Source organism: Micromonospora sp. NPDC049559 (assembly GCF_040676675.1).
In the GTDB taxonomy this organism is placed as follows: Bacteria; Actinomycetota; Actinomycetes; order Mycobacteriales; family Micromonosporaceae; genus JBFAPK01.
The window spans coordinates 26,663-48,165 of the sequence record NZ_JBFAPK010000006.1 but is presented as its reverse complement, the minus strand read 5'-3'; the positions used below and the strand labels follow the sequence as shown (position 1 = coordinate 48,165).

Sequence of the window (21,503 nt, the reverse complement as noted above, 5' to 3'; positions counted from 1 at the left end):
GGGGCCGGAGTGCGGGCGACCGGGACGACGGTGGGCCGGGCGACGGCGGTCGGAGTGCCGGGCGGCCGGCAGCCCGCGGACGGGAGGGGTCGGCAGTGAGGAGCGGAGGGGCATGAGGCTGGTGCCGTGGACGCCGGACGATCTCGCCCGGCGGTTGGACGACGTCGTGGCGGTCTACGGCGAGGCGATGGGTTACCGCGCCGAACTGCTGGAGGCCCGGCGCGGCTACATCGCCACCCACGTACGCCGCCCCGGCTTCCGCGCCGTCGCCACCCTGACCACTGACGGTCACCTCGCCGGCTTCGGCTACGGCTACCGCTCGGCGCGCGGGCAGTGGTGGCACGACCAGGTGCGCAACGCGCTGAGCCGGGAGGCCCGCAAGACCTGGCTGACCGACTGCTTCGAGGTGGTGGAGCTGCACGTCCGGCCCCCCGCGCAGGGGCACGGCCTGGGCGCCCGGCAGCTCGGCGCCCTGCTCAGCATGGCCGAGGGCGGCACCACGCTGCTCTCCACGCCCGAGGCCGACGAGCGGACCTCCCGCGCCTGGCGGCTCTACCGCCGCTTCGGCTTCGTCGACGTCCTGCGGGACTTCCGCTTCCCCGGCGACGAGCGGGCCTTCGCGGTGCTCGGGCGGGACCTCCCGCTGACCCTGCCGCCCGGATGACGCGTACCGGCCGGCCCCGTACGCCGGTCCGGGCGGCGAGCGGACCGTTCCCCGCACCCGGGGCGCCGCCCGGGACGTCGGGCTGGCCGGGCCGGCTCGCCCGACTGCCGTGGCTACTGCTGGCCGCGCTGGTCCTGGCCCAGATCGGGTACCCGCTCACCGGCGGGACCGGTCGGGACCGGCTGACCGTGGCGACCGTCGTCCTCGGTTTCCTGCTCTCGGTGGGGCACGCCCTGCTCAGCCGCGGCCCGCGTACCGCCGTGGCGCTGGTCGCCGTGACCGGCGCGGGTGGGCTGGCGGTGGAGGCGGTCGGGGTGGCGACCGGCCTGCCCTTCGGCGGGTACGCCTACTCCGGCGACCTCGGCCCGAGGCTGGCCGGCGTGCCGCTGGTGATCCCGCTGGCCTGGACCTGGATGGCCTGGCCGGCCTGGCTGGCCGCGGTCCGGCTCACCGGTGGCGCCCAGGCGGGCGCGGCCCGGCACACCGGCGCTGTCCGGGCGGGGACAAACCGACGCACCGGCGGCGCCCGGGCGGGCGCGGTCGGGCGGATCGGGCTGGCGGGCCTGGGACTGGCCGCCTGGGACGTCTTCCTCGACCCGCAGATGGTGGCGGAGGGGTACTGGACCTGGCGGAACCCCCACCCCGCGCTGCCGGGCGTGCCCGGCGTACCGGTCGGCAACTACCTGGGCTGGCTGCTGGTCGCGGTGGCGATGATGGCCCTGCTGTGGCGTACCGCCGCCGCGCCGGCCCGCGTCACGACCCCGGACGACGCCCCGATGCACCTGCTCTACCTCTGGACCTACGCCTCCAGTGTGCTCGCCCACGCCGTCTTCCTCGACCTGCCCGGCTCGGCGCTCTGGGGCGCGCTGGCCATGTCCGCGCTCGCCGTACCGCTGGCACGCGGCGTCGCCGCGCCCTGGTTCGCCCACCTCGCGGCCCGGCGGGGGCCGAAATGAGCTGGCTCGCCGGGGCCGCGTCCGGGCTCGCCGCGGCGGTCGGGGCGCTGACCCTGCACACCGTCGTCAACGCCACGCGCTGGCTGCGCCGCCCGCCGCCGGCACCGGAACCGGTGGCCGAGGCGGTGGCGGTGCTGCTGCCGGTACGGGACGAGGCCGGGCGGGTGGCGCCCTGCCTGCGGTCCCTGCTCGCCCAGCGGGGCCTGCCCCGGCTGGAGATCGTGGTGCTCGACGACGGTTCGACCGACGGTACGGCCGAGGTGGTGCGCGCGGTCGCCGCCGGTGACCCGCGACTGCGGCTGGTGACCGGCGCGCCGCCGCCGGCGGGCTGGCTCGGCAAGCCGCACGCCTGCCAGCGGCTCGCCGACCTGGCCGGGCCGGAGGCGACGGTACTGGTCTTCGTCGACGCCGACGTGGTGCTCGCCCCGTACGCCGTCGCCGCCGCGGTCGCCACCCTCCGCGCGGCCCGGGCGGCGCTGCTCTCGCCGTACCCCCGGATCGTGGCGGGTTCGGCGGGCGAGCGGCTGGTCCAGCCGCTGCTGCAGTGGCTCTGGCTGACCTTCCTGCCGCTGGCCGCGATGGAGCGCTCGGCGCGGCCGTCGCTGGCGGCGGCCGGCGGGCAGTTCCTGGTGCTGGACCGGGCCGGCTACCGCCGGGCCGGCGGGCACGCCGCCGTCCGCGCCAAGATCCTGGAGGACATCGAGCTGGCCCGGGCGGTGAAGCGCTCGGGCGGCCGGATCGCGCTCGCCGACGCCTCGGCGCTGGCCGAGTGCCGGATGTACGGCTCCTGGCGGGAGCTGCGCGACGGCTACGGCAAGTCGCTCTGGGCCTCGTTCGGCTCGCCGGTCGCGGCGACCGCCGTGGTGCTGCTGCTCCTGCTGCTCTACGCCGCCCCGCCGCTGCTGGCGCTCGGCGCGGCCGGCGCGGGCCGGCCGGTGCCGGCGCTGGCGGCGCTCGGCGCGTACCTGCTCGGGGTGGCCGGCCGGGTGGTCAGCGCGCGGGCCACCGGCGGCCGGGCCTGGCCGGACGCGCTGGCGCATCCGCTCTCGGTCACGCTGCTCGGCTGGCTGACCTGGCGGTCGTACCATCTGCGGAGGCGGCGGCGACTCCGGTGGCGGGGCCGCCCGGTGCTGTGAACAAACCTGCGCGCTGAGAATCGGTGCTTCGAGAGGGTGGCGTGCCATGGCCCGGATTGTCGTGGTCGGTGCCGGGGTGGGTGGCCTGGCCGCCGCGATCCGCCTGGCCGCCGCCGGGCACGAGGTAACCGTCCACGAGCGCGCCGAGGTGGTCGGCGGCAAGCTCGGGCGGTACGCCCGTGACACCGACGCCGGCACCTTCCACTTCGACACCGGGCCGAGCCTGCTCACGCTCCCCCAGGTCTTCACCGAGCTGTTCGAGTCGACCGGCGCGAAGCTCGACGAGTACCTCGACCTGGTGCCGCTGGATCCGATCGTGCGGCACGTCTTCCCCGCTGGCGAGGTCCTCGACTCGGTCGCCGACCCGGCGGAGTTCGCCGCGCGGATCGGCGAGCGCCTCGGCGCCGACGCCGCCGACGACTGGCGCCGGCTGTGGCGGCGCGCCGAGCGGGTCTGGGACACCTCGTGGCGGCACGTGCTCCGCTCCGGCGTCGACTCGCCGCTGTCGCTGGCGCGGCTCGCCTGGCGGCTCGGCGACCTGGCCGCGATCGGGCCGGGGCAGACGCTGCGCGGGCTCGGCCGCCGCGGGCTGCGCGACCCCCGGCTGCGGATGCTGCTGGACCGGTACGCCACCTACACCGGCGCCGACCCCCGGCGCGCCCCGGCCGCGCTGGTCGCCGTCCCCTACGCCGAGTTGGCGTTCGGCGGCTGGTACGTGCGCGGCGGGCTGGGCCGGCTCGCCGACGCGCTGCTCTCCCGCTGCCTCGACCTGGGCGTGGTGGTGCGGACCGGCAGCACCGTCACCGGCGTCGACGCGGCCGGCGGCCGGGTGCGCGGGATACGCCTCGCCGGCGCCACCGGCGCGGTACCGGCGGACGTGGTGGTCGCCAACTGCGACGCGCTCACCCTCCACCGGGACCTGCTGCCGGACCCGGCGCGGCTGGCCGGGCTGGCCGACCGGAGCCTGGCCGGCTTCGTGCTGCTGCTCGGGGTGCGCGGGTCGAGCGGGCTGGCGCACCACAACGTCTTCTTCCCGGCCGACTACGACGCCGAGTTCGACGCGGTCTTCGGCGACCCGGGCCGCGGCATGCCGGCCCGGCCGGCACCGGACCCGACCGTCTTCGTCACCGTGGCCGACGACCCCGCGGTCCGTCCCGAGGGGCACGAGGCGTGGTTCGTGCTGGTCAACGCGGCCCGGCAGGCGCGCGCGCTGTCCGGGGTGGACTGGCGCCGGCCGGGGCTCGCCGAGGCCTACGCCGACCGGATCCTGGACGTGCTGGCCGCGCGCGGGGTCGACGTGCGGGACCGGCTGGTCTTCCAGGAGGTGCGCACCCCCGCCGACCTGGCGGGCGCGACCGGGGCGCCCGGCGGGGCGATCTACGGTACGGCCGGCGGGCTGCTGCGCCCGCCCAACCGGACCGGCGTGGCCGGGCTCTTCCTGGTGGGCGGCTCCACCCATCCGGGCGGCGGGCTGCCGATGGTGGCCCTGTCGGCCCAGATCGTGGCCGACCGGATCGGCCCGGCCTGAACCCGGCCCCGCCTCCACCCGGGCCGTTCTGGACCCGGACCGGCCCGGCCGGGCGGCTGGAAACGGACGAATTTCCCCCTCCGCCGTTGCTCTCAGTGCGCGTGTCCGCGCCTCCGCGTTGATAACGTCGGGGTCTCGGCCTGTTCGGAGAGAGGTTGACCAGAGAGGTTCACCGGCGTGTGCGGAATCATGGCGGCCCTGCCGGATTACGGCCACGACGGGGCGGAGGTCTCCCGCGCACGGCTGGCGGAGCTGCTGCCCGAGCGGCCGCCGGCGGACCCGGGCACCGGCCCGGACCGGCCCGCCGGACTCGCCGCCGCGCTGGACGGGCTGGTCACGAGCCTCGCCACCGCCGCCGAGACGTACGCGCTGCCGTCGGCCGGCCACCGGCTGGCGACCGAGCCGCGGCTGCGCGAGGAGCTGCTGACCCGGGTGGACGGGCTGGGCGGCTGGCTGGACAAGCTCGACGGCGCGCTGGACTCCGCCGGCGGCTCCTGGGACCTCGACCTGCTCGAAGAGGTGCAGCGGCTGGCCCGGCAGGCCCGTGACCTGCTCTGGTCGATCGAGAACGACCGGGTACGGGCGGCGGCCCGCGCGGCCGAGCTGGCCGGTGACGCGATCGGCGACGTACGGATGGCGCGGGCGTACCTGGCGGTCGACACGGTGCTCGACGCGATCGACCGGCTGGAGGTACGCGGGCGTGACTCGGCCGGCGTGCAGGTGTGGATCACGCTCGACGAGGCGGACCTGGCCCGGCTGCCGGAGTCGCTGCGCGACCGGCGGGACGGCGACTACGGCCACGGCGCGGTCACCCGGACGGCGGGCGGGCTGACGCTGGTCTACAAGCGCGCCTCGATCATCGGCCGGCTCGGCGAGAACGTGGCGTACCTGCGCGCCGCGATCGGCGCCGACGCCGCCCTGCGGGAGGTACTGGCGCTGCCGAGCGCCCGCGCGGCGGTGCTGGCGCACACCCGCTGGGCCAGCGTCGGCCGGATCAGCGAGGCGAACGCGCACCCCGTGGACAGCGCCCCCGAGCCGGGCGGCTACGCGACCGCGGTCCTCAACGGCGACATCGACAACCACCTGGAGCTGCGCGAGACGCTCGGGCTGCCGTCGGACGGGGCCGCGATCAGCACCGACGCGAAGCTCGTACCGGTGATGCTGGCCCGGACGGTCGGCTCCGGCGCCGAACCGGTGGCCGCGCTCGCCGGCTGCCTGCGTTCGTACCAGGGCTCCTTCGCGATCGCGGCGCATGCCGACGCGGAGCCGGACCGGCTGTACCTCGCGGTCCGGGGCAGCGGCCAGGGCCTCTACGTCGGCTTCGCCCCCGGTTGCTTCCTGGTCGCCAGCGAGGTCTACGGGCTGGTCGCCCGGACCGACCGGTACCTGCGGCTGGACGGCACCGCCCGTACCCCGGACGGGGACACCGGGGTGGTGGTGGAGCTGCGCCGGCCGGGCGCGGGCGGCCTGGCGGCGCTGCGCCGGTACGACGCGCTGGCGCAGCCCCTTCCGGTCGGCGAGGCGGAGCTGGCCACCGCCGGCATCACCACCCGCGACGTGACCCGGGGCGCCTTCGACCACTACCTCGCCAAGGAGATCACCGAGGCGCCGTCGTCGTTCCGCAAGAGCCTGCGCGGGCGGATCGCCGACGACGGGGAGCGGCTCACGGCGGTGCTCGGCGAGTCGGCGCTGCCCCGGACGCTGCGGGACCGGTTCGCGGCGGGCGGGATCGGCGAGGTGATCTTCGTGGGGCAGGGTACCGCCGCGGTCGCCTGCCGGGGCATCGCCAACGTGGTACGCCAACTGCTGCACCCCGCGGTCTCGGTGGAGGCGATGCCCGCCACCGAACTCTCCGCCTGGGGCCTGCGCCCGGACATGTCCGCGGCCTGCGTGGTGGCCGTGAGCCAGTCCGGCACCACGACCGACACCAACCGGGCGGTCGACATGGTACGGGCCCGGGGCGCCGCGGTGCTCTGCATCGTGAACCGGCGGGACAGCGACCTGACCCACCGCAGCGACGGCGTGCTCTACACCTCCGACGGCCGCGACGTCGAGATGGCCGTCGCCTCGACCAAGGCGTTCTACTCGCAGGTGGCGACCGGGGCGGTGCTCGGGTTGCAGCTGGCCCGGCTCTGCGGCCGGCTCCCGGGCGACCTGGAGGACACGCTGCTGCGGGCCCTGCTGGAGATCCCGCACCAGCTGGAGGAGTTACAGCGCGACACCGGGCGGCTCGCCGAGGTCGCCCAGGTGGCGCTGCGACACCCGCACTGGGCGGTGGTCGGTTCCGGCCCGAACCGGGTGGCCGCCGAGGAGACCCGGATCAAGCTCTCCGAGCTGTGCTACAAGAGCATCTCCACCGACGCGGTGGAGGACAAGAAGCACGTCGACCTCTCCGCCGAGGCGTTCGTCCTGGTCTGCGCGGCCGGCGCGCCCGCCGGACAGGTACGCGACCTCTGCAAGGAGGTGGACATCTTCGCGGCGCACCGCAACGCGCCGGTCGTCATCGTGGACCGGGACGTCGACCTGCCCTGGGCGACCGACTGGGTGATCCGGGTACCGCCCGCCCATCCGATCTTCGCCTGGGTGCTCAGTACCGCCGCCGGGCACCTGCTCGCGTACCACACCGCGCGGGCGATCGACGCGAAGGCCGACCCGCTGCGGGAATCGCTGGCGGCGCTGGAGGCCTCGGTGGACGCCGGCGCGGTCGCGCTGGCCGACCTCGACCGGGCCTGCGACGGTCTGCACCAGTTCCTCGCCGAGTGCGCGCAGGGCGCGGTGCGCGGGGTGCTCGGCAGCGACACGGCGGTACGCCTCGCGCAGACGGCGCTCTTCCTGCGGCACGGCGGGGCGACGCTGCCGACCCGGATCACCGACCCGGCCGACTTCGTCCGCGAGCAGGTCACCGCGGCGGTGGACGAGCTGACCCGGTCGATCGACTCGGTGATGCACCAGGCCAAGACGGTCACGGTCGGCACCTCCCGGGGCGAGGAGGACCTGCTCGACAACCTACTCACGGCGACCCTGGTCGAGGCCGGCGCCGACCCCGCCACCATGAGCTATCCGGTGCTGGTCGCGCTACGCGCCTTCGCCCGGGTGGTGGCCGGCGTCGAGGGGGCGACCCGGTACCAGGTCAACTGGGCCCCGGAGCGCTCCACCATCCGGGCGACTCGCAAGATCGGCGCGGCGGCGGCGCTGGCGAGTCGGGCGGACAACCTCACGGAGCTGCGCGGGTCGAAGCGGCTGGCGGTGCAGTCGCGGACGGTACGGCTGGTCCGGGGCGCGCACGACGGGCGGCTGGTGCTGCTCGTACCCGAACAGACCGGCGGCCGGGTCAACGGGCTGACGCTGGTGCACGTCGCCCTGCGCGAGGCGGCCGACCCGGCCCAGCTCACCGAGATCCTCGACCTCACCGGCAACCGGTTGGAGGAGATCCGCGCGGCGGTGACCGAGACGGACCTGGAGTTCGACGGTTCGTCGCTGGCGCGGCTGCCGGTGGAGACCGTACTGATCGGACCGGTGGACGAGATCACCATGGCGCTCACCACCACGGCCCACTGAGCGACGCGCCCTCCCTCACGCGCCACGCACTCTCGTCGATCTAGGGCAAATCGTCGTGATTGGAGATCAATCAGCAGGGATTTGCCCTAGATCGACGCGCCGGGGGCGGGCGGGGCGGGTCAGCGTACGTAGTCGCCGAGCAGGACCGGGGTCAGCCCGGCGGCGTGGATGGCCTTCAGCGCGGCGGTGAAGTCGTCCACGAACCGGTCCCGGAAGTGCATCAGGATGATGTCCCCCGGCCGGACGGTGTGCCCGACCTGGTAGCGCACCTTTCCCTTGTCCACGGTCTCCTTCCAGAAGAAGGCCGCCTTCATGCCGCAGTCACGCACCGCGCGCAGCGTGGTCGCGTCCTTCTCACCGAAGGGCGGCCGGAACAGCACCGGGCGGCGGCCGTACAGCTCGCCGAGCCGGTCGGCGGAGCCGCAGATCTCGTGCCGCTGGATGGCGTACGACTTGCCCTTGAGATTCGGGTGGCTGATCGTGTGCGCCTCGATCACCACGTTCGGCGGCAGGTTCCGGAAGTAGTCGGGGTTGTCCTTGATCGCGTTGATGGTGAGGAAGAGCGTCACCGGTACGTGCGCGTCGGCGAGCAGCTGCCGCGCCTCGGGCTTCTTGATCCAGCCGTCGTCGATGGTCAGGAACGCCACCGGCTGGTTGGTCGGGATGCGGGAGTACCAGCCGGCGCTGGGCCCGGCCGGTACGGTCACCGGCTGCGGCGGCGGCGCGGGCGGGAAGCTCGGCAGCCGGGCGGCGTACGGGCCGGTCGGCTTCGACCCGGCCGGCGTGCCCCGATCCTGCGGCGCCGCGCCGCCGGCGACCGCGCTCGGGGTGACCCGCGACAGCCGGGCGGTGGCGGCGCCGCCGCCCAGCCCGGGAATGCCGGGAACGCCGGTGAGCACCAGGATCGCGGCGAGCACCGCCACGGCGACGGTCAGGAGCATCCGCCAGCTGCGGGGACGGTCCACGTTGGGCACCGGGGGAACGGCAGTGACGCGAGTACGGCTCACGTGCACGCACCCTACTGGAGCCATTCGATCATCGTGGCCGCGGCGCGCGCCCCACCCGCCCCGACACCCCCTCCGTCGATCTAGGGCAAATCCTCGTGATTGGAGATCAAGTAACGCGGATTTGCCCTAGATCGACGAGCCGGGGTTGCTCTGCTCAGCCGCGCAGGGAGCGGCGGACCACGGCCAGCAACTGGCCGAAGCCGAACGCGGCGAGCAGCACCCAGATCGCGGTCACCACGGTGATCGTCCCGGCCGACAGGTCGGCCTGGATCGAGCCGGCGATGCCGGCGGCGACGAGTCCGAAAATCGTGATCATCACCCGCGCCGGCCGCTCGCCCACGGTCACCGCGCCGATCTCGCGCATACCGGCCGAGACCGACCGGGCCCGGACGTACTCGTGCAGCCAGGCGAGCGCGCCGGCCGCCACGACCAGCCCGCCGGGCGCGCCGACCAGCCAGAACGCGGCCAGCCAGAGCGCCTCACCGACCCGGTCGGCGAGCGAGTCGTAGACGTAGCCGAGGCGGGTGGAGCGGCGGGTGGCGATGGCGAGCGCCCCGTCGACGCTGTCCGCGACCGCCGCCAACAGGACGAAGATCGCGGCGACCAGCGGACCGTCCGAGGCCCAGAGGATCGACGCCGGCACGCCCAGGCAGAACAGGACCCCGACCAGGGTCACCGCCGACGGCGAGATCCGCAGCCGGCCGAGCAGCGCGCCCACCCGGTACGACATCCGCAGCCAACCGGCGACCGTGGGGGTGGCCAGCCTCGGATCGAACCCCCCGTGCAGCCGCGCCCAGGCGACCGCGTACTCGTCCCAGTTAAGCCGAGTGCCCACCGTGGTTCAACCGGCGCGGGCCGGCTCAGGTCGCGGCCGGCGGCTCACACCCGTACGCCGGCCTGGAGGCTGCGCCAGACCTCCCGGGTCGCGGTCGAGCGGTTGAGGGTGATGAAGTGGATGCCGGGCACGCCCTCGTCGAGCAGCCGCCGGCACATCTCGCTGGCCTGCTCGACGCCGAGCCGGCGTACCGCCTCCGGGTCGTCGGCGACCTTGGCGAACCGCTCGGCCAGCGCGGGCGGGAAGGGCGCGCCGGAGAGCTGCTGCGAGCGCTCGATGGTGCTCATCTGGGTCACCGGCATGACGCCCGCCAGGATCGGCGTGTCGCAGCCGGCCGCGGCGACCCGGTCGCGTAGCCGCAGGTAGTCGTCGGCGTCGAAGAACATCTGGGTGATCGCGAAGTCGGCACCGGCCCGGCACTTCTGGACGAAATAGGCGGTGTCGCTGGCGATGTCCGGCGACCGGGGGTGCTTGTACGGGAAGGCCGCGACGCCGACGCTGAAGTCCCCGGACTCGCGTACCAGCCGGACCAGTTCCTCGGCGTAGCGGACGCCCTCCGGGTGCCGGACCCACTCGCCGGTCGGGTTGCCCGGCGGGTCGCCGCGCACCACGAGGATGTTGCGTACGCCCACCCCGGCCAGCCGGCCGATCACGTGCCGCAGCTCGGCGACCGAGTGGTTCACCGCGGTCAGGTGCGCCATCGGAAGCAGGGTGGTCTCGGTGGCGACCCGTTCGGTGACCGAGACCGTGGTGTCCCGGCTCGACCCGCCGGCCCCGTACGTGATCGAGACGAACGAGGGGCGGAGCGATTCCAGCTCCCGGATCGCCTGCCAGAGCAGCCGCTCGCCCTCCGGGGTCTTCGGCGGGAAGAACTCGAAGGAGAAGGTCGGGCCGTCGCCCCGGATCAACTCCCCGATCGACGGCTGCGAATTGGGGAGGACAGAGGGAAGACCGAGTGCCACGGGTATGACTCTACCGGCCCGCCCGGCCACCGTCGGTACCGAATCTCCCGCCGAGCGGATCACGATTACCGCTGGTAGCGGCGCCGATACGCGGCCCGAGAGGCCGGCGAGGGCACGGCGGCGCGGGCCCCGGGGAACGGCTAGCGTTCATGGCGTGACCGAAACTGCCCCCGTTTCGCCGGTCGACCGCGCCGGCCTCCGCCACCGGATCGACAAGGCACTCGCCGAGTTTCTGGCCGACCAGCGCGCGTGGCTGGCCGGCGTCGACGAGGCGCTGCTACCCATCGCCGAGGCCCTGGAGGCCTTCGTCCTGCGCGGCGGGAAGCGGCTGCGCCCGGCCTTCGCCTACTGGGGGTACCGGGGCGCCGGCGGCGCCGACGCGGATCCGGTCGTCGCGACCCTGGCCGCGCTGGAGCTCGTACAGGCCAGCGCGCTGATCCACGACGACCTCATGGACCGCTCCGACACCCGGCGCGGCGAGCCCGCGGTGCACCGCCGGTTCGCCACGTACCACCGCGCGGCCGGCTGGGTCGGTGACGCGGAGGGCTTCGGCGACTCGGCGGCGATTCTCCTCGGTGACCTCTGCCTCGTCTGGTCGGACGAGCTGTTGCACAAGGGCGGCCTGGACGCGGGGGCGGTGACCCGGGCCCGCCCCGTCTTCGACGAGATGCGCACCGAGGTCACCGTCGGGCAGTACCTCGACGTGCTGACCCAGGCGACCGGAGACACCTCGATCGAACGGGCCGGCAAGGTCGCGCGGTACAAGTCCGCCAAGTACACGGTCGAGCGACCGCTGCTGCTCGGCGCCGCGCTGGCCGACGCGCCCGCGCCGGTACGGGCGGCGTACTCGGGGTACGGGCTGCCGCTGGGCGAGGCGTTCCAGCTCCGCGACGACGTGCTGGGCGTGTTCGGCGACCCGGAGCAGACCGGCAAGCCGGCCGGTGACGACCTGCGCGAGGGCAAGCGCACGTACCTGGTGGCGGCGGCCTTCGAGGGTGCCGACGAGGCCGGCCGGGAGCTGTTGACCCGGCGGCTGGGTGATCCGCTGCTCGACCCGACCGGGGTGGCCCAGCTTCGCGACCTGATCACGAGTACGGGCGCACTGGCGCGCGCCGAGCGGCGGATCGCCGCGCTGACCGAGACCGCGCTCGACTCCCTGGAGCGGGCCGACCTGGAGGACGAGGCCCGCCAGGTGCTGATCGACCTGGCCATCGCCGCGACCCGCCGCATCGACTGAGCACTGCCCGGCCGGCCCGGCCCGGGCGGCACCGGGCACCGGGCACCGGGCACCGGGCACCGGGCGGACAACGGGCACGGGGGGACAACAGGGCACCAGGCGCCGCCCGCCGGCCGGGCAGCGGGCACCCGTCGGACACCCCGGGTCCACCCCCGGTCCATCCGATCCCGGGCCGGCCATAACCGGCCCGTGGCACCATCGGGGCGTGCGCGACCTCGATCACCCGGCGCGACTGCGGGTGGCCGGTCTCGCCGCGACGGCGCTGCTGGCGGCCGGGGCGTACGGCGCCGGCGCGCTGCCGGGTGCGGACCCGGGCGTGACCGCGCTGGGCTCCCGGCAGTTCCCCGGCTCGGCCGGTTACTGGCTGGGGCTGGCGGCCTGCGTGCTGGGGCTGGTCGGGCTCGCGCTGGTCTGGTGGCGGCTGGGCCGGTCGGTGCTGGCGCCGGGCGGCCCGTCGCCGCGCTGGCTGCTGGTCACCGGCCTGCTCTGGGCGGTACCGCTGCTGCTCGCGCCGCCGCTGGCCAGCCGGGACGTCTACGCGTACGCCTGCCAGGGGACGCTGTGGCTGGACGGCGTAGACCCGTACTCGACCGGGGTCGCCGACGGCGGCTGCCCCTGGGTCGACTCGGTGCCCCCGCTGTGGCGGCACACCCCGACCCCGTACGGGCCACTGGCGATCGCGCTCTCCGGTGCGGCGGTGGCCGGCGCCCGCGCCGTCGGCGGCACCGCCCAGGCGCAGCTGCTGGTCGCGATCGGCCTGTTCCGGGTGGTCGCGCTGGGCGGGGGGCTGCTGGTCGCCCGGTACCTGCCGCGCCTCGCCCGCGCCTGTGGCGTCGACCCGGCGGCGGCCGTCTGGCTGGGCCTGCTCTCGCCGCTGGTGGCGGTGCACGCCGTCTCGGGCGCGCACAACGACGCGCTGATGGTCGGGCTGCTCCTGGCCGCGCTGGCCCTCGCCACCGCGCCGGTTCCCGCCACGCCCGGAAGCGCGCCGGGAACCGCCGCGCCGGGAACCGCCACGCCCGGAACCGCGCCGCCCAGGGACGACGCGCCACCCGGGAGCGCGCCGGGAACCGCCACGCCCGGGAGCGCGCCGCCCGCGCCCGCCCGGTCCGGGCTCGCCGTGCCGGTGCGGCTGGCCGTGGCGGGAGCCGCCCTGGGGCTCGCCACCGCCGTCAAGGTCACGGCCGTGGTGGCGGCACCGTTCGTCGTCCTGCTCGCGGCCGGTACCGCCGCCGGCCCCGCCCGCGACGGAAGCTGGACCAGGCTGCCGCGCGCCGTACTGGCCCGCGACGCCGGGGCGCTCCGCCGGGCCGTGCCCGTACTCGCCGGGGCGGTGCTGGCCTTCGCCGCGACGAGCGTGGCCGCGGGGCTGGACCTCGGCTGGGTCGGCGCGCTGCGCGACACCGGCCGGCTGGTGCAGTGGACGTCGCTCCCGACCGGGCTCGGCATGGCGGTGGGCTACCTGTTGCGGTTGGTGGGCCACCCCGAGGGGGTCGGTCCGGCGATCGCGGCGGCGCGGCTGCTGGGGCTGGTGGCCCTGGCCGGCATCGGGGTGCTGCTGGTCGTCCGCGCCTGGCGGGCGGGGAGCGCCGGGGCCGCGGCCCGGCGGACCGTCGTGCTCTCCTGCGGTACCGCGTTCGCGGCGTTCGCGCTGCTCTCCCCCGTCTTCTACCCCTGGTACGGCCTGACCGCGGTGGCGGTCCTCGCCGGCGGGCTCGCCGATCCGCGCTGGCGGTGGCGGCTCGCCGCGATCGTGCTGGTGCTCAGCTTCCTGGTGCTGCCGAACGGGCTGGGGCTGGCGGTGCTGACGAAGCTGCCCGGCGCACTGCTGGACGTGGGGATCGTCGCGGCGCTGCTCGTGGCCGCGCGCCGCGCCGTGCGGCGCCGCCGCTCGGCGGAGTTCGCCGGCGCGGCCGGACCGCCGCGATCCACCGGCTCCTCCCACTGAGCGCCGCCCCGCCCGCCCGTCGCCCGCACCCGGAGCGCCGACGCCCGGGCCGCCTGCGCCCGAACCACCGGCGCCCGTGACCGAGCCTCGACCCGCCCCGCCCCGCGCTCGCCGAGCAGGGGTGGTCAACGCCCGCGCCGGGCCGCCCGGTCGCCCAGCCACCGCGGCGGCGCGCCCTCGCCGGCGCGCGGGGTGGCCTGCACGCCCCGGCGGCCCCACCAGACCCAGAGCGAGAGCGTGGTCAGGACCAGGGCGAACCCGAAGAGCAGGTCCTCCACCGGGGCGTACGCCAGCCGGAGCCCGACGATCGCGGCCGGGTCGTAGCGGACGATGCCCCGGCCGGTGAGGATCCCGTTGGAGAGCAGCTGGAAGAAGATGATGATCGGGTACGTGGCCCAGAAGACCCGCCGCCGGACCAGCCGGGTACGCAGCACCGCGAGGTCGACCAGGAGCGCCCCGGCCACGCCGAGCAGCGCCGCGGCGGTGTAGCTCACTCCTCGTCCCCGGCCGGCCAGCGCCGGACCGCCCGTACGGCCTCGAAGCCGAGGATGGCGCAGATCGGGACGACCACGAAGAAGAGCAGTTCCTCCAGGGGCAGCCCGCCCGGGAGCAGTACCCCGGTGATCTGCGCCGGGTCGAAGGTCCAGTGCCCGGCGGCGATGGCGGCGAGGTCCCAGAGCACGAACACCGCCAGCACCGGCAGCAGCGTGAGCAGCAACCGCCGCCACCGGCGCAGCACGTTCACGCGCAGCGTCGGCTCCAGCCAGAGGGCGCAGCCCAGGCAGCCGGCCAACACCGCGAGATAGGCGAAATGCCGCATTCGTGGCAGCTAGAAGCCGAGCGCCTGGGCGCGGCGCTTGACCTCCCGGGCCCGGTCCGAGCCGAGCGCCGCGGCCGGGGTCCCCGGCAGCGTGTCGTCCGGCAGGAAGAGCCAGCGCAGCGCCTCCTCGTCGTCGTACCCCGCGTCGCGCAGCAGGGTGAGCACGCCGGGCAGGTGCTTGCGTACCGTCTGGTTCGCCACCAGTTCCGCGGGGACGACCCGGACGCCGTCCCGGCGGACCGCGAGCAGCTCGCGGTCGCGGATCATCTGGTGCACCTTGCTGATCGACACGTCCAGGCGCGCGGCGGCGTCGGGCAGGGTCAGCCAGCCGTCCGGGTCGGTCGGGCCGGCGGGTACGGGTTCACTCACGTAATCACCCTGCCACGACCGGTCGCCCCCGCAAACGCCCACCCCACCCGCGCGCGAGCAGGTCCGTCGCGACGAACCGCTCCGGCCTCGGTGGGGTGCCGCCTGTAGCATCCTGTTCTACCCTCACCCTCCCGACACATAGACTGCCTGCCGATGGACATACAGGTCGCCGACACGTTGCTTGGCTCGCTGATCGACGGGCGCTACCGCATCCGCGGTCGCGTGGCCCGTGGCGGAATGGCGACGGTCTACACGGCCACGGACGAGCGCCTGGAGCGCACCGTGGCCCTGAAGATCATTCACCCGACGCAGGCGCAGGACGCCCGCGCCCGGGCCGCCAACTTCCTGCAGCGCTTCACCGACGAGGCGAAGACGATCGCCCGGCTGACCCACCCCAACGTGGTGGCGGTCTACGACCAGGGCACCCACGCCGGCCTGCCGTACCTCGTGATGGAGTACGTCCGGGGCCGGACGCTGCGCGAGATCCTGACCGAGCGGGGCCGGCTGAACCCGGACGAGGCGCTGGCGATCGCGGAGCAGATGCTCGCGGCCGTCGCCGCCGCGCACCGCGCCGGGCTGGTCCACCGGGACGTGAAGCCCGAGAACGTGCTGGTCACCGAGGCGCCCAGCGGCGGGTTGAACAACCTGGTCGACGGCGTGGTCAAGGTCGCCGACTTCGGGCTGGCCCGGGCGGTGGAGGCCAGCGCCGAGGACGACACCGGCGGCCAGCTGATGGCCACGGTCGCGTACGTGGCGCCCGAGCTGGTCACCGACGGCCACGCCGACCCGCGTACCGACGTCTACTCGGCCGGCATCGTGCTGTTCGAGATGCTCACCGGGCGGGTCCCGTACGACGGCGGCCGACCGGTCGACGTCGCCTGGCAGCACGTTGACCGCGACGTACCGCCCCCGTCGACGCTGGTACCCGGGCTTCCCCCGGCCCTCGACGAGCTGGTGGTACGCGCCACCCGCCGCGACCCCGGCGCCCGGCCCTCCGACGCGGGCGCGTTCCACGCCGAGGTGCAGCTGGCCCGCGAGGACCTCGGCGCCCAGGCGAGCGCCCGTACCGCCGTGCTGCGCCCGGTCGCCGACCCGACCATCCAGATCGCCCAGCCGACCATGATCGTCTCGGCGGTACCGCCGACCGCCGACCGCCCCTCCTGGGCCCGGCTGCCGGAGCAGAAGGACCCCGGGAAGCCACACCGCCGGCGCGCCGCCGACCCGGCGGGTGGCCTGCTCGGGCAGCTCCGGGAGCTGCGGGACCGGGTGATGGCCGACCGGCGGGGTCGGATCGGGGTCGCCGCCGCGATCGTGGCGCTCGGCCTGGTGGCCGCCATCGGTGGCTGGTGGTTCGGCGTCGGCCGTTACACGGTCGCCCCGCAGCTGGTGACCATGTCCAAGGCGGACGCCGAGGCGCAGGCCGCCCGGGCCGGCTTCACCCTGAGGTACGGCGAGGCGCGCTACGACGAGAACGCCGCAAAGGACGTCGTGCTGCAACAGGACCCGGCGTCGAGCGAGCGGATCGTCAAGGGCGGCACCATCACCCTGGTCCTCTCGCTGGGGCCGGAGCGCTACCAGGTGCCGGACGTGACGGGCAAGACGTACGACCTGGCCGAGATCGACCTGACGAAGGCCAAGCTCGTGGTGGCGAAAGGGCCCGACCGGTACGACGACAACCTGCCCGCCGGGGTGGTCATCGCCGTAGACCCGAAGCCCGGCACCGAGGTCAAGCCCGGCAGCAAGGTCACCGTGACGGTGAGCAAGGGCCGGGCGCCGATCACCGTGCCGAACCTGGTGGGCAAGAACATCAACGAGGTCCGGTCCAAGCTCTCCGAGCTGGGTCTGCAGGTCGTCGAGCAGTACAAGGACTCCGACAAGCCGAAGGACCAGGTCATCGGGCAGGACCCGGCCGACGGTGCCGGCGTGGAGCGGGGCAGCGAAGTCAAGATCGACGTCAGCAAGGGCCCGCCGGCCGTGGTCGTACCGAGCGTGATGAACATGCCCTGCCAGCAGGCCAAGCAGGTGCTCGAGGGCCAGCAGTTGCAGGTGCAGATCCAGCTCAACCCGCAGGGCCTGGTGCGTACCCAGACGCCCGGCGAGAACGCCCAGGTGCCCCCGGGTACCGCGATCACACTCTGGTGCTTCTGAGATGACAACCGTGACGGAGACGACCACCCGCCTCGCGCCGGTCGGGTCGCACACCCCCACCTCGGGCGGGCTGGCCAAGGCGGCGCTGCCGTACGCCGACTCGGTGGAGTCCGAGCTGGTCCAGGTCTACGTGGGCAACTCGCGCGGCTGGGCGCTGCCGCCCGGCGACCCGAGACAGGACGAGGGCTTCCGGGCCGGCTGCGCCGAGCGCGGCCTGGCCGTCTACATCCACGCGTCGCTGCTGGTCAACCTCGGCTCCCCCACCGCGACGACGGTGGAGCGGTCGGTAGCCGCGCTGGAGCACGCGCTGCGGCGGGGACGGGCGATCGGCGCGCGCGGGGTGGTCTTCCACGCCGGCAGCGCCGTGGACCCCGACTACTACGACACGGCGATGCGGCAGGTACGCGAGTCCCTGTTGCCGCTGCTGGACACCGCCGCGGCGGCCGAGGACGGGCCGCGGCTGCTGGTCGAGCCGAGCGCGGGCGGCGGACGGTCGCTGGCCTCCCGGGTGGAGCACCTCGGACCGTACCTGGAGGCGGTCGACCGGCACCCGGCGCTGGGGGTCTGCTTCGACACCTGCCACGCCTGGGCGGCCGGCCACGACCTGGCCCGGGTCGGCGGGATGACCGAGACGCTGGACACGCTGGTCGCCACGGTCGGCGCCGAGCGGCTCTGGCTGGTGCACGCCAACGACTCCCGCGACCCCTGCGGTTCGACCCGGGACCGGCACGAGAACATCGGCAAGGGCACGATCGGCGAGGCACCCTTCGCCGAGCTGATGCGGCACCCGGCCACGGCCGGGGTGCCGGTGGTGGTGGAGACCCCGAGCGGGGACGACAACGCCGGGCACGCCGCCGACATCGCCACCCTCAAGCGGCTGCGTCCCTGACGGCCCGGCCGGGGCGGGCGCGACGACCCCGCCGCCGGCCGCTGGCGCGGGGCGTCAGCCGCGGAGGATGCCGGCGAGGGCCTCGGCGGCCCGGTCCACCGTGGCGTCGTCGAGGTCGAGGTGGGTGACCAGGCGCGCGGTGCGCGGCCCGACCACCGAGACGAGTACGCCCCGCTCGCGCGCCGCCGCCGCGAGCGCCGGGGCGTCCAACGTCGACTTGCTCAGGTCGAGCGACACGATGTTGGTCCGGACCTGGCCGGGTACGACGCCGAAGGGCGAGAGCGCCTCGGCGAGCCGGGCCGCCCGTACGTGGTCCTCGGCGAGCCGCTCGACGTGGTGGCGCAGCGCGTACCGGCCCGCGGCGGCGAGGATGCCGGCCTGGCGCATGCCCCCGCCCATCCGCTTGCGGATCACCCGGGCCGCCGCGACGCGCTCGGCGCTGCCCACCACGAGCGAGCCGACCGGGGCGCCGAGCCCCTTGGAGAGGCAGACCGAGAGCGTGTCGAAGAGCTGCCCGTACGTCGCCAGCGGCACCCCGTCGGCGACGTGCGCGTGCCAGATCCGGGCGCCGTCGCAGTGCAGGCCGAGCCCCGCCCCGTCGGCGGTCCGGCGCAGCTGCCGCAGGGTCTCCAGCGGGATGATCCCGCCACCGCCGCGGTTGTGGGTCTGCTCGACGGCGATCGCCCGGGTCGGTACCGCGCCGTAGCCGTCCGGCCGAACCATCGCGGCGACCAGCTCGGGGTCGAGGTCGGCGCCCGCCGCCGGCCAGGTCCGCGAGGAGATCCCCCCGTACGCGGCGGCGGCGCCGACCTCGTACGTCACCACGTGGGCGTCCGCGTCGCAGAGCAGTTCGCCGCCCGGCGGCACCAGCACCTGGAGCGCGATCTGGTTGGCCATCGACCCGGTCGGCGCGAACAGCGCGGCCTCGTGCCCGAAGAGGGCGGCGACCTCGGCTTCGAGCGCGTTGACGGTGGGGTCCTCGCCGTACACGTCGTCGCCGACCTCGGCCTCGGCCATCGCGGCGCGCATCCCGGCGGTGGGCCGGGTGACGGTGTCCGAGCGCAGGTCGACGGGGGCCTCGCCGCCGTCGGGGGTGGGGATGGTCTGGTACACGGGCTCACCGCCGCCTTTCGCGCTCGGGTTCGTCGGGGCCGGTCCGGCCCCGACGGATCCCCTCGATCATCCCCGCAGCATCTCGGCCACGAGGAAGGCCAGCTCCAGGGACTGCTGGGTGTTGAGGCGCGGATCACAGGCGGTCTCGTACCGGTCGGGCAGGTGCGCGTCCTCGATCGCCTGGGCGCCGCCGAGGCACTCGGTGACGTCCTCGCCGGTCAGCTCGACGTGCAGCCCGCCCGGGTGGGTACCGAGTTCGCGGTGCACCTCGAAGTAGCCGAGCACCTCGTCGACGATCCGGTCGAAGTGCCGGGTCTTGTAGCCGTTGGAGGACTCGTGGGTGTTGCCGTGCATCGGGTCGCACTGCCAGACCACCTTCGCGCCGGCGGCGGTGACCTTGGCGACCAGCGGCGGCAGCGCGTCGCGTACCCGGTGGTTGCCCATCCGGCTGACCAGGGTGAGCCGGCCGGGGATGTTGTCGGGGTTGAGCCGCTCGCAGAGCGCGATCGCGTCGTCGGGCCGGGTGCTGGGCCCGATCTTGACGCCGATGGGGTTGGCGATTCGGGAGATGAAGTCGATGTGCGCGCCGTCGAGCTGCCGGGTCCGCTCGCCGATCCAGAGGAAGTGCCCGGAGAGCCCGTACGCCCGGCCGGCGGAGACACGGGTCAACGCCCGCTCGTACTCCAGCGCCAGCGCCTCGTGCGAGGCGTAGAGGGTGACGGTGCGCAGGGCCTCGTCGTCGGTGAGGCCGCAGGCCCGGATGAACGCGAGGGCGCGGTCGATCTCCCGGGCGATGGCGTCGTAGCGCTCGCCGGCCGGCGAGTTCTTCACGAAGCCCTTGTTCCAGTCGTGCACGGCGTGCAGGTCGGCCAGCCCGCCGGCCAGGTACGCCCGGAGCATGTTCATGGCGGCGGCCGAGTTCGCGTACGCCCGGATCATCCGCTGCGGGTCGGCTACCCGCGCCTCGGGCAGCGCCTCCAGCGAGTTGATCATGTCGCCGCGGTAGGCCGGCAGCCCGAGGGCGTCGTTCGGCTGCGAGCGCGGCTTCGTGTACTGCCCGGCCACCCGGGCAACCTTGATCACCGGGAGCGAGGCGCCGTACGTGAGCACGACGGCCATCTGCAGCAGCGTGCGCGCGTTGGCGAGCAGGTGGCTCTCGGTGTTGTCGGTGAACGTCTCGGCACAGTCCCCGCCCTGGAGCAGGAACGCGCGGCCCTCGCAGACCAGCGCCAGCCGCTGCCGCAGCTGGTCGACCTCGTACGGCGCCACCACCGACGGCACGTTCTCGAGGATCTTGCAGACCTCGTCGACCTTGGCCGGGTCGGGCCAGGGCGGTGTCTGGGCGCGGGGCAGCCCCCGCCACCGGTCGAGGCCGAGCGCCTCGTCCTCGGCGGAGTCCACCATCGTCGGGCGGCTCGTCTGCAGGCCCGGGTTGTCCACCCCCGGGTAACTCAACTGGTGCCACTCATGGCGCATGCCCGCAAGCGTACGGCGACGACCGCCCCGGGCCGCCGCCGAGGTGGCGCGTTCCGCCCCGTGGGAGCGACCCGGATCACCCCTGCTGGGGACGGGGTCAGCCGGCGGGACTGGTGTCCGGATCGGGGGTACCGGTGGCCTTGCCGCCCGGCACCTCCTTGGCGATGCACCACTGTCCCTGGCTCTTGACCACCGTGAAGAGCAGGTTCATCGGCTGCTCGTCGCCGTCGCCGACGACCACCGTGACCGAGGCGCCGACCTGCTGGGCGCCCCCGTCGGACCGGACGTCCGTCACGGACGCCTCGGTGACCTTGAAGTGGCTGGCGAAGTCGCCGGTGGGGCCCTTCGCCGAGGCGTCGAAGCCCGCCTGCATCGGCGCGCAGAGCTGGCCGCGCCCGGTCGCGGCGTCCTTGGCCTTCATGGCGTCGAGGTAGGCCTGGACCGCCGTACGCGACTTCTCCGGCCCGTCGTCGATCGGGCTGCTCTCCGTACCGCCGGGCGTCGTACCGCCGCCGACCAGGCCACAGCCGGTCAGGCCCAGCGGCGCCAGGACCAGCGCCACGGCCGGAACCGCGACACGTAGCCGGAAGATCCGCATTCCGCTCCCCTTCAGGTGGACAGCACCAATTATGCGCAGCGGCGAGTCTGTCACATCGAGGCATCCAGATCGGCACATGCGGGCCGGCCGGCCGGGTGACCGGCGAATTTCCCAGCAGGGGACGAACGTGGCAGGAAATCCGGACGAGCCGGCCGCGCCGGACATGATCTACTGCTGGACGACCGCGTGAGCTGGCGACCACCCACCACTGGCCTGGCACGGGTGGCGTCGGGGAGTGCGTGGGTCGTTTGGAGCGACA

General features: G+C 74.9%; 18 protein-coding genes. 9 read left to right on the top strand and 9 right to left on the bottom strand.

What is annotated here, in order from left to right; genetic code table 11:
- The first annotated feature begins 112 nt into the window (after positions 1-112).
- The 5 genes from AB0J86_RS10220 (at position 113) to AB0J86_RS10200 (ending at position 7,842) form a co-directional block, all read left to right on the top strand.
- Positions 113-664, top strand: a complete 552-nt coding sequence (locus tag AB0J86_RS10220) for a GNAT family N-acetyltransferase (protein WP_363855510.1) — start codon at positions 113-115, stop codon at positions 662-664.
- The gene (locus AB0J86_RS10215) at positions 661-1,620 is read left to right on the top strand and encodes a carotenoid biosynthesis protein (RefSeq protein WP_363855507.1); all 960 of its coding nucleotides are present in this window, start codon (positions 661-663) and stop codon (positions 1,618-1,620) included. The genes AB0J86_RS10220 and AB0J86_RS10215 overlap by 4 nt, the downstream gene beginning before the upstream one ends.
- On the top strand, positions 1,617-2,756 hold the full coding sequence (locus AB0J86_RS10210) for a glycosyltransferase (RefSeq protein WP_363855504.1): 1,140 nt from the start codon (positions 1,617-1,619) through the stop codon (positions 2,754-2,756). Before AB0J86_RS10215 ends, AB0J86_RS10210 begins: the two co-directional genes overlap by 4 nt.
- Before the next feature lie 46 nt (positions 2,757-2,802).
- A complete protein-coding gene (crtI, locus tag AB0J86_RS10205) occupies positions 2,803-4,284 on the top strand; it encodes a phytoene desaturase family protein (RefSeq protein ID WP_363855502.1) in 1,482 nt (493 codons plus the stop codon).
- 177 nt (positions 4,285-4,461) lie between these two features.
- Positions 4,462-7,842: an SIS domain-containing protein gene (locus tag AB0J86_RS10200; protein WP_363855499.1), complete on the top strand. Its 3,381-nt coding sequence runs from the start codon at positions 4,462-4,464 to the stop codon at positions 7,840-7,842.
- Positions 7,843-7,961: 119 nt separating this feature from the next.
- Here AB0J86_RS10200 and AB0J86_RS10195 read toward each other — a convergent pair whose 3' ends face one another.
- The 3 genes from AB0J86_RS10195 to metF form a co-directional block, all read right to left on the bottom strand.
- Positions 7,962-8,849, bottom strand: a complete 888-nt coding sequence (locus AB0J86_RS10195; protein ID WP_363855496.1) for a polysaccharide deacetylase family protein — start codon at positions 8,847-8,849, stop codon at positions 7,962-7,964.
- Positions 8,850-9,003: 154 nt separating this feature from the next.
- Positions 9,004-9,684: a CDP-alcohol phosphatidyltransferase family protein gene (locus AB0J86_RS10190; protein WP_363855493.1), complete on the bottom strand. Its 681-nt coding sequence runs from the start codon at positions 9,682-9,684 to the stop codon at positions 9,004-9,006.
- A gap of 44 nt (positions 9,685-9,728) precedes the next feature.
- Complete coding sequence (metF, locus tag AB0J86_RS10185) at positions 9,729-10,646, bottom strand: methylenetetrahydrofolate reductase [NAD(P)H] (RefSeq protein ID WP_363855490.1); 918 nt, start codon at positions 10,644-10,646, stop codon at positions 9,729-9,731.
- Positions 10,647-10,800: 154 nt separating this feature from the next.
- On the opposite strand from metF, the gene AB0J86_RS10180 reads away from it, so the two are divergent.
- Positions 10,801-11,883, top strand: a complete 1,083-nt coding sequence (locus AB0J86_RS10180; protein WP_363855487.1) for a polyprenyl synthetase family protein — start codon at positions 10,801-10,803, stop codon at positions 11,881-11,883.
- A gap of 205 nt (positions 11,884-12,088) precedes the next feature.
- Positions 12,089-13,831: a polyprenol phosphomannose-dependent alpha 1,6 mannosyltransferase MptB gene (mptB, locus tag AB0J86_RS10175; protein WP_363855484.1), complete on the top strand. Its 1,743-nt coding sequence runs from the start codon at positions 12,089-12,091 to the stop codon at positions 13,829-13,831.
- Positions 13,832-13,956: 125 nt separating this feature from the next.
- Here mptB and AB0J86_RS10170 read toward each other — a convergent pair whose 3' ends face one another.
- From AB0J86_RS10170 to AB0J86_RS10160, 3 genes are read right to left on the bottom strand one after another with little or no spacing between them, the layout of a single operon-like run.
- The gene (locus AB0J86_RS10170; protein ID WP_363855481.1) at positions 13,957-14,325 is read right to left on the bottom strand and encodes a lycopene cyclase domain-containing protein; all 369 of its coding nucleotides are present in this window, start codon (positions 14,323-14,325) and stop codon (positions 13,957-13,959) included.
- Positions 14,322-14,651, bottom strand: coding sequence for a lycopene cyclase domain-containing protein (locus tag AB0J86_RS10165; RefSeq protein ID WP_363855478.1), 330 nt, complete (start codon positions 14,649-14,651; stop codon positions 14,322-14,324). The genes AB0J86_RS10170 and AB0J86_RS10165 overlap by 4 nt, the downstream gene beginning before the upstream one ends.
- A 9-nt stretch (positions 14,652-14,660) precedes the next feature.
- Complete coding sequence (locus AB0J86_RS10160) at positions 14,661-15,020, bottom strand: Rv2175c family DNA-binding protein (protein ID WP_363855475.1); 360 nt, start codon at positions 15,018-15,020, stop codon at positions 14,661-14,663.
- Positions 15,021-15,173: 153 nt separating this feature from the next.
- Between AB0J86_RS10160 and pknB the strand changes: the two genes are divergently transcribed.
- Together pknB and AB0J86_RS10150 are read left to right on the top strand one after the other, a co-directional pair.
- On the top strand, positions 15,174-17,168 hold the full coding sequence (gene pknB / locus AB0J86_RS10155; protein ID WP_363855472.1) for a Stk1 family PASTA domain-containing Ser/Thr kinase: 1,995 nt from the start codon (positions 15,174-15,176) through the stop codon (positions 17,166-17,168).
- 10 nt (positions 17,169-17,178) lie between these two features.
- Positions 17,179-18,057 carry a deoxyribonuclease IV gene (locus tag AB0J86_RS10150; protein WP_363855469.1) on the top strand — a complete coding sequence of 293 codons (879 nt, stop codon included), beginning with the start codon at positions 17,179-17,181 and terminating at the stop codon, positions 18,055-18,057.
- Positions 18,058-18,111: 54 nt separating this feature from the next.
- Here AB0J86_RS10150 and AB0J86_RS10145 read toward each other — a convergent pair whose 3' ends face one another.
- The 3 genes from AB0J86_RS10145 to AB0J86_RS10135 all read right to left on the bottom strand — a co-directional run bounded on the left by AB0J86_RS10145 (position 18,112) and on the right by AB0J86_RS10135 (position 21,244).
- Positions 18,112-19,170: a GntG family PLP-dependent aldolase gene (locus tag AB0J86_RS10145; RefSeq protein ID WP_363855466.1), complete on the bottom strand. Its 1,059-nt coding sequence runs from the start codon at positions 19,168-19,170 to the stop codon at positions 18,112-18,114.
- A 66-nt stretch (positions 19,171-19,236) separates the two neighbouring features.
- The gene (locus AB0J86_RS10140) at positions 19,237-20,646 is read right to left on the bottom strand and encodes a class II 3-deoxy-7-phosphoheptulonate synthase (RefSeq protein ID WP_363855463.1); all 1,410 of its coding nucleotides are present in this window, start codon (positions 20,644-20,646) and stop codon (positions 19,237-19,239) included.
- 97 nt (positions 20,647-20,743) lie between these two features.
- Positions 20,744-21,244 (bottom strand): hypothetical protein, encoded by a 501-nt coding sequence (locus AB0J86_RS10135; protein ID WP_363855460.1) that lies wholly within the window; start codon positions 21,242-21,244, stop codon positions 20,744-20,746.
- Between the last annotated feature and the right edge of the window lie 259 nt (positions 21,245-21,503).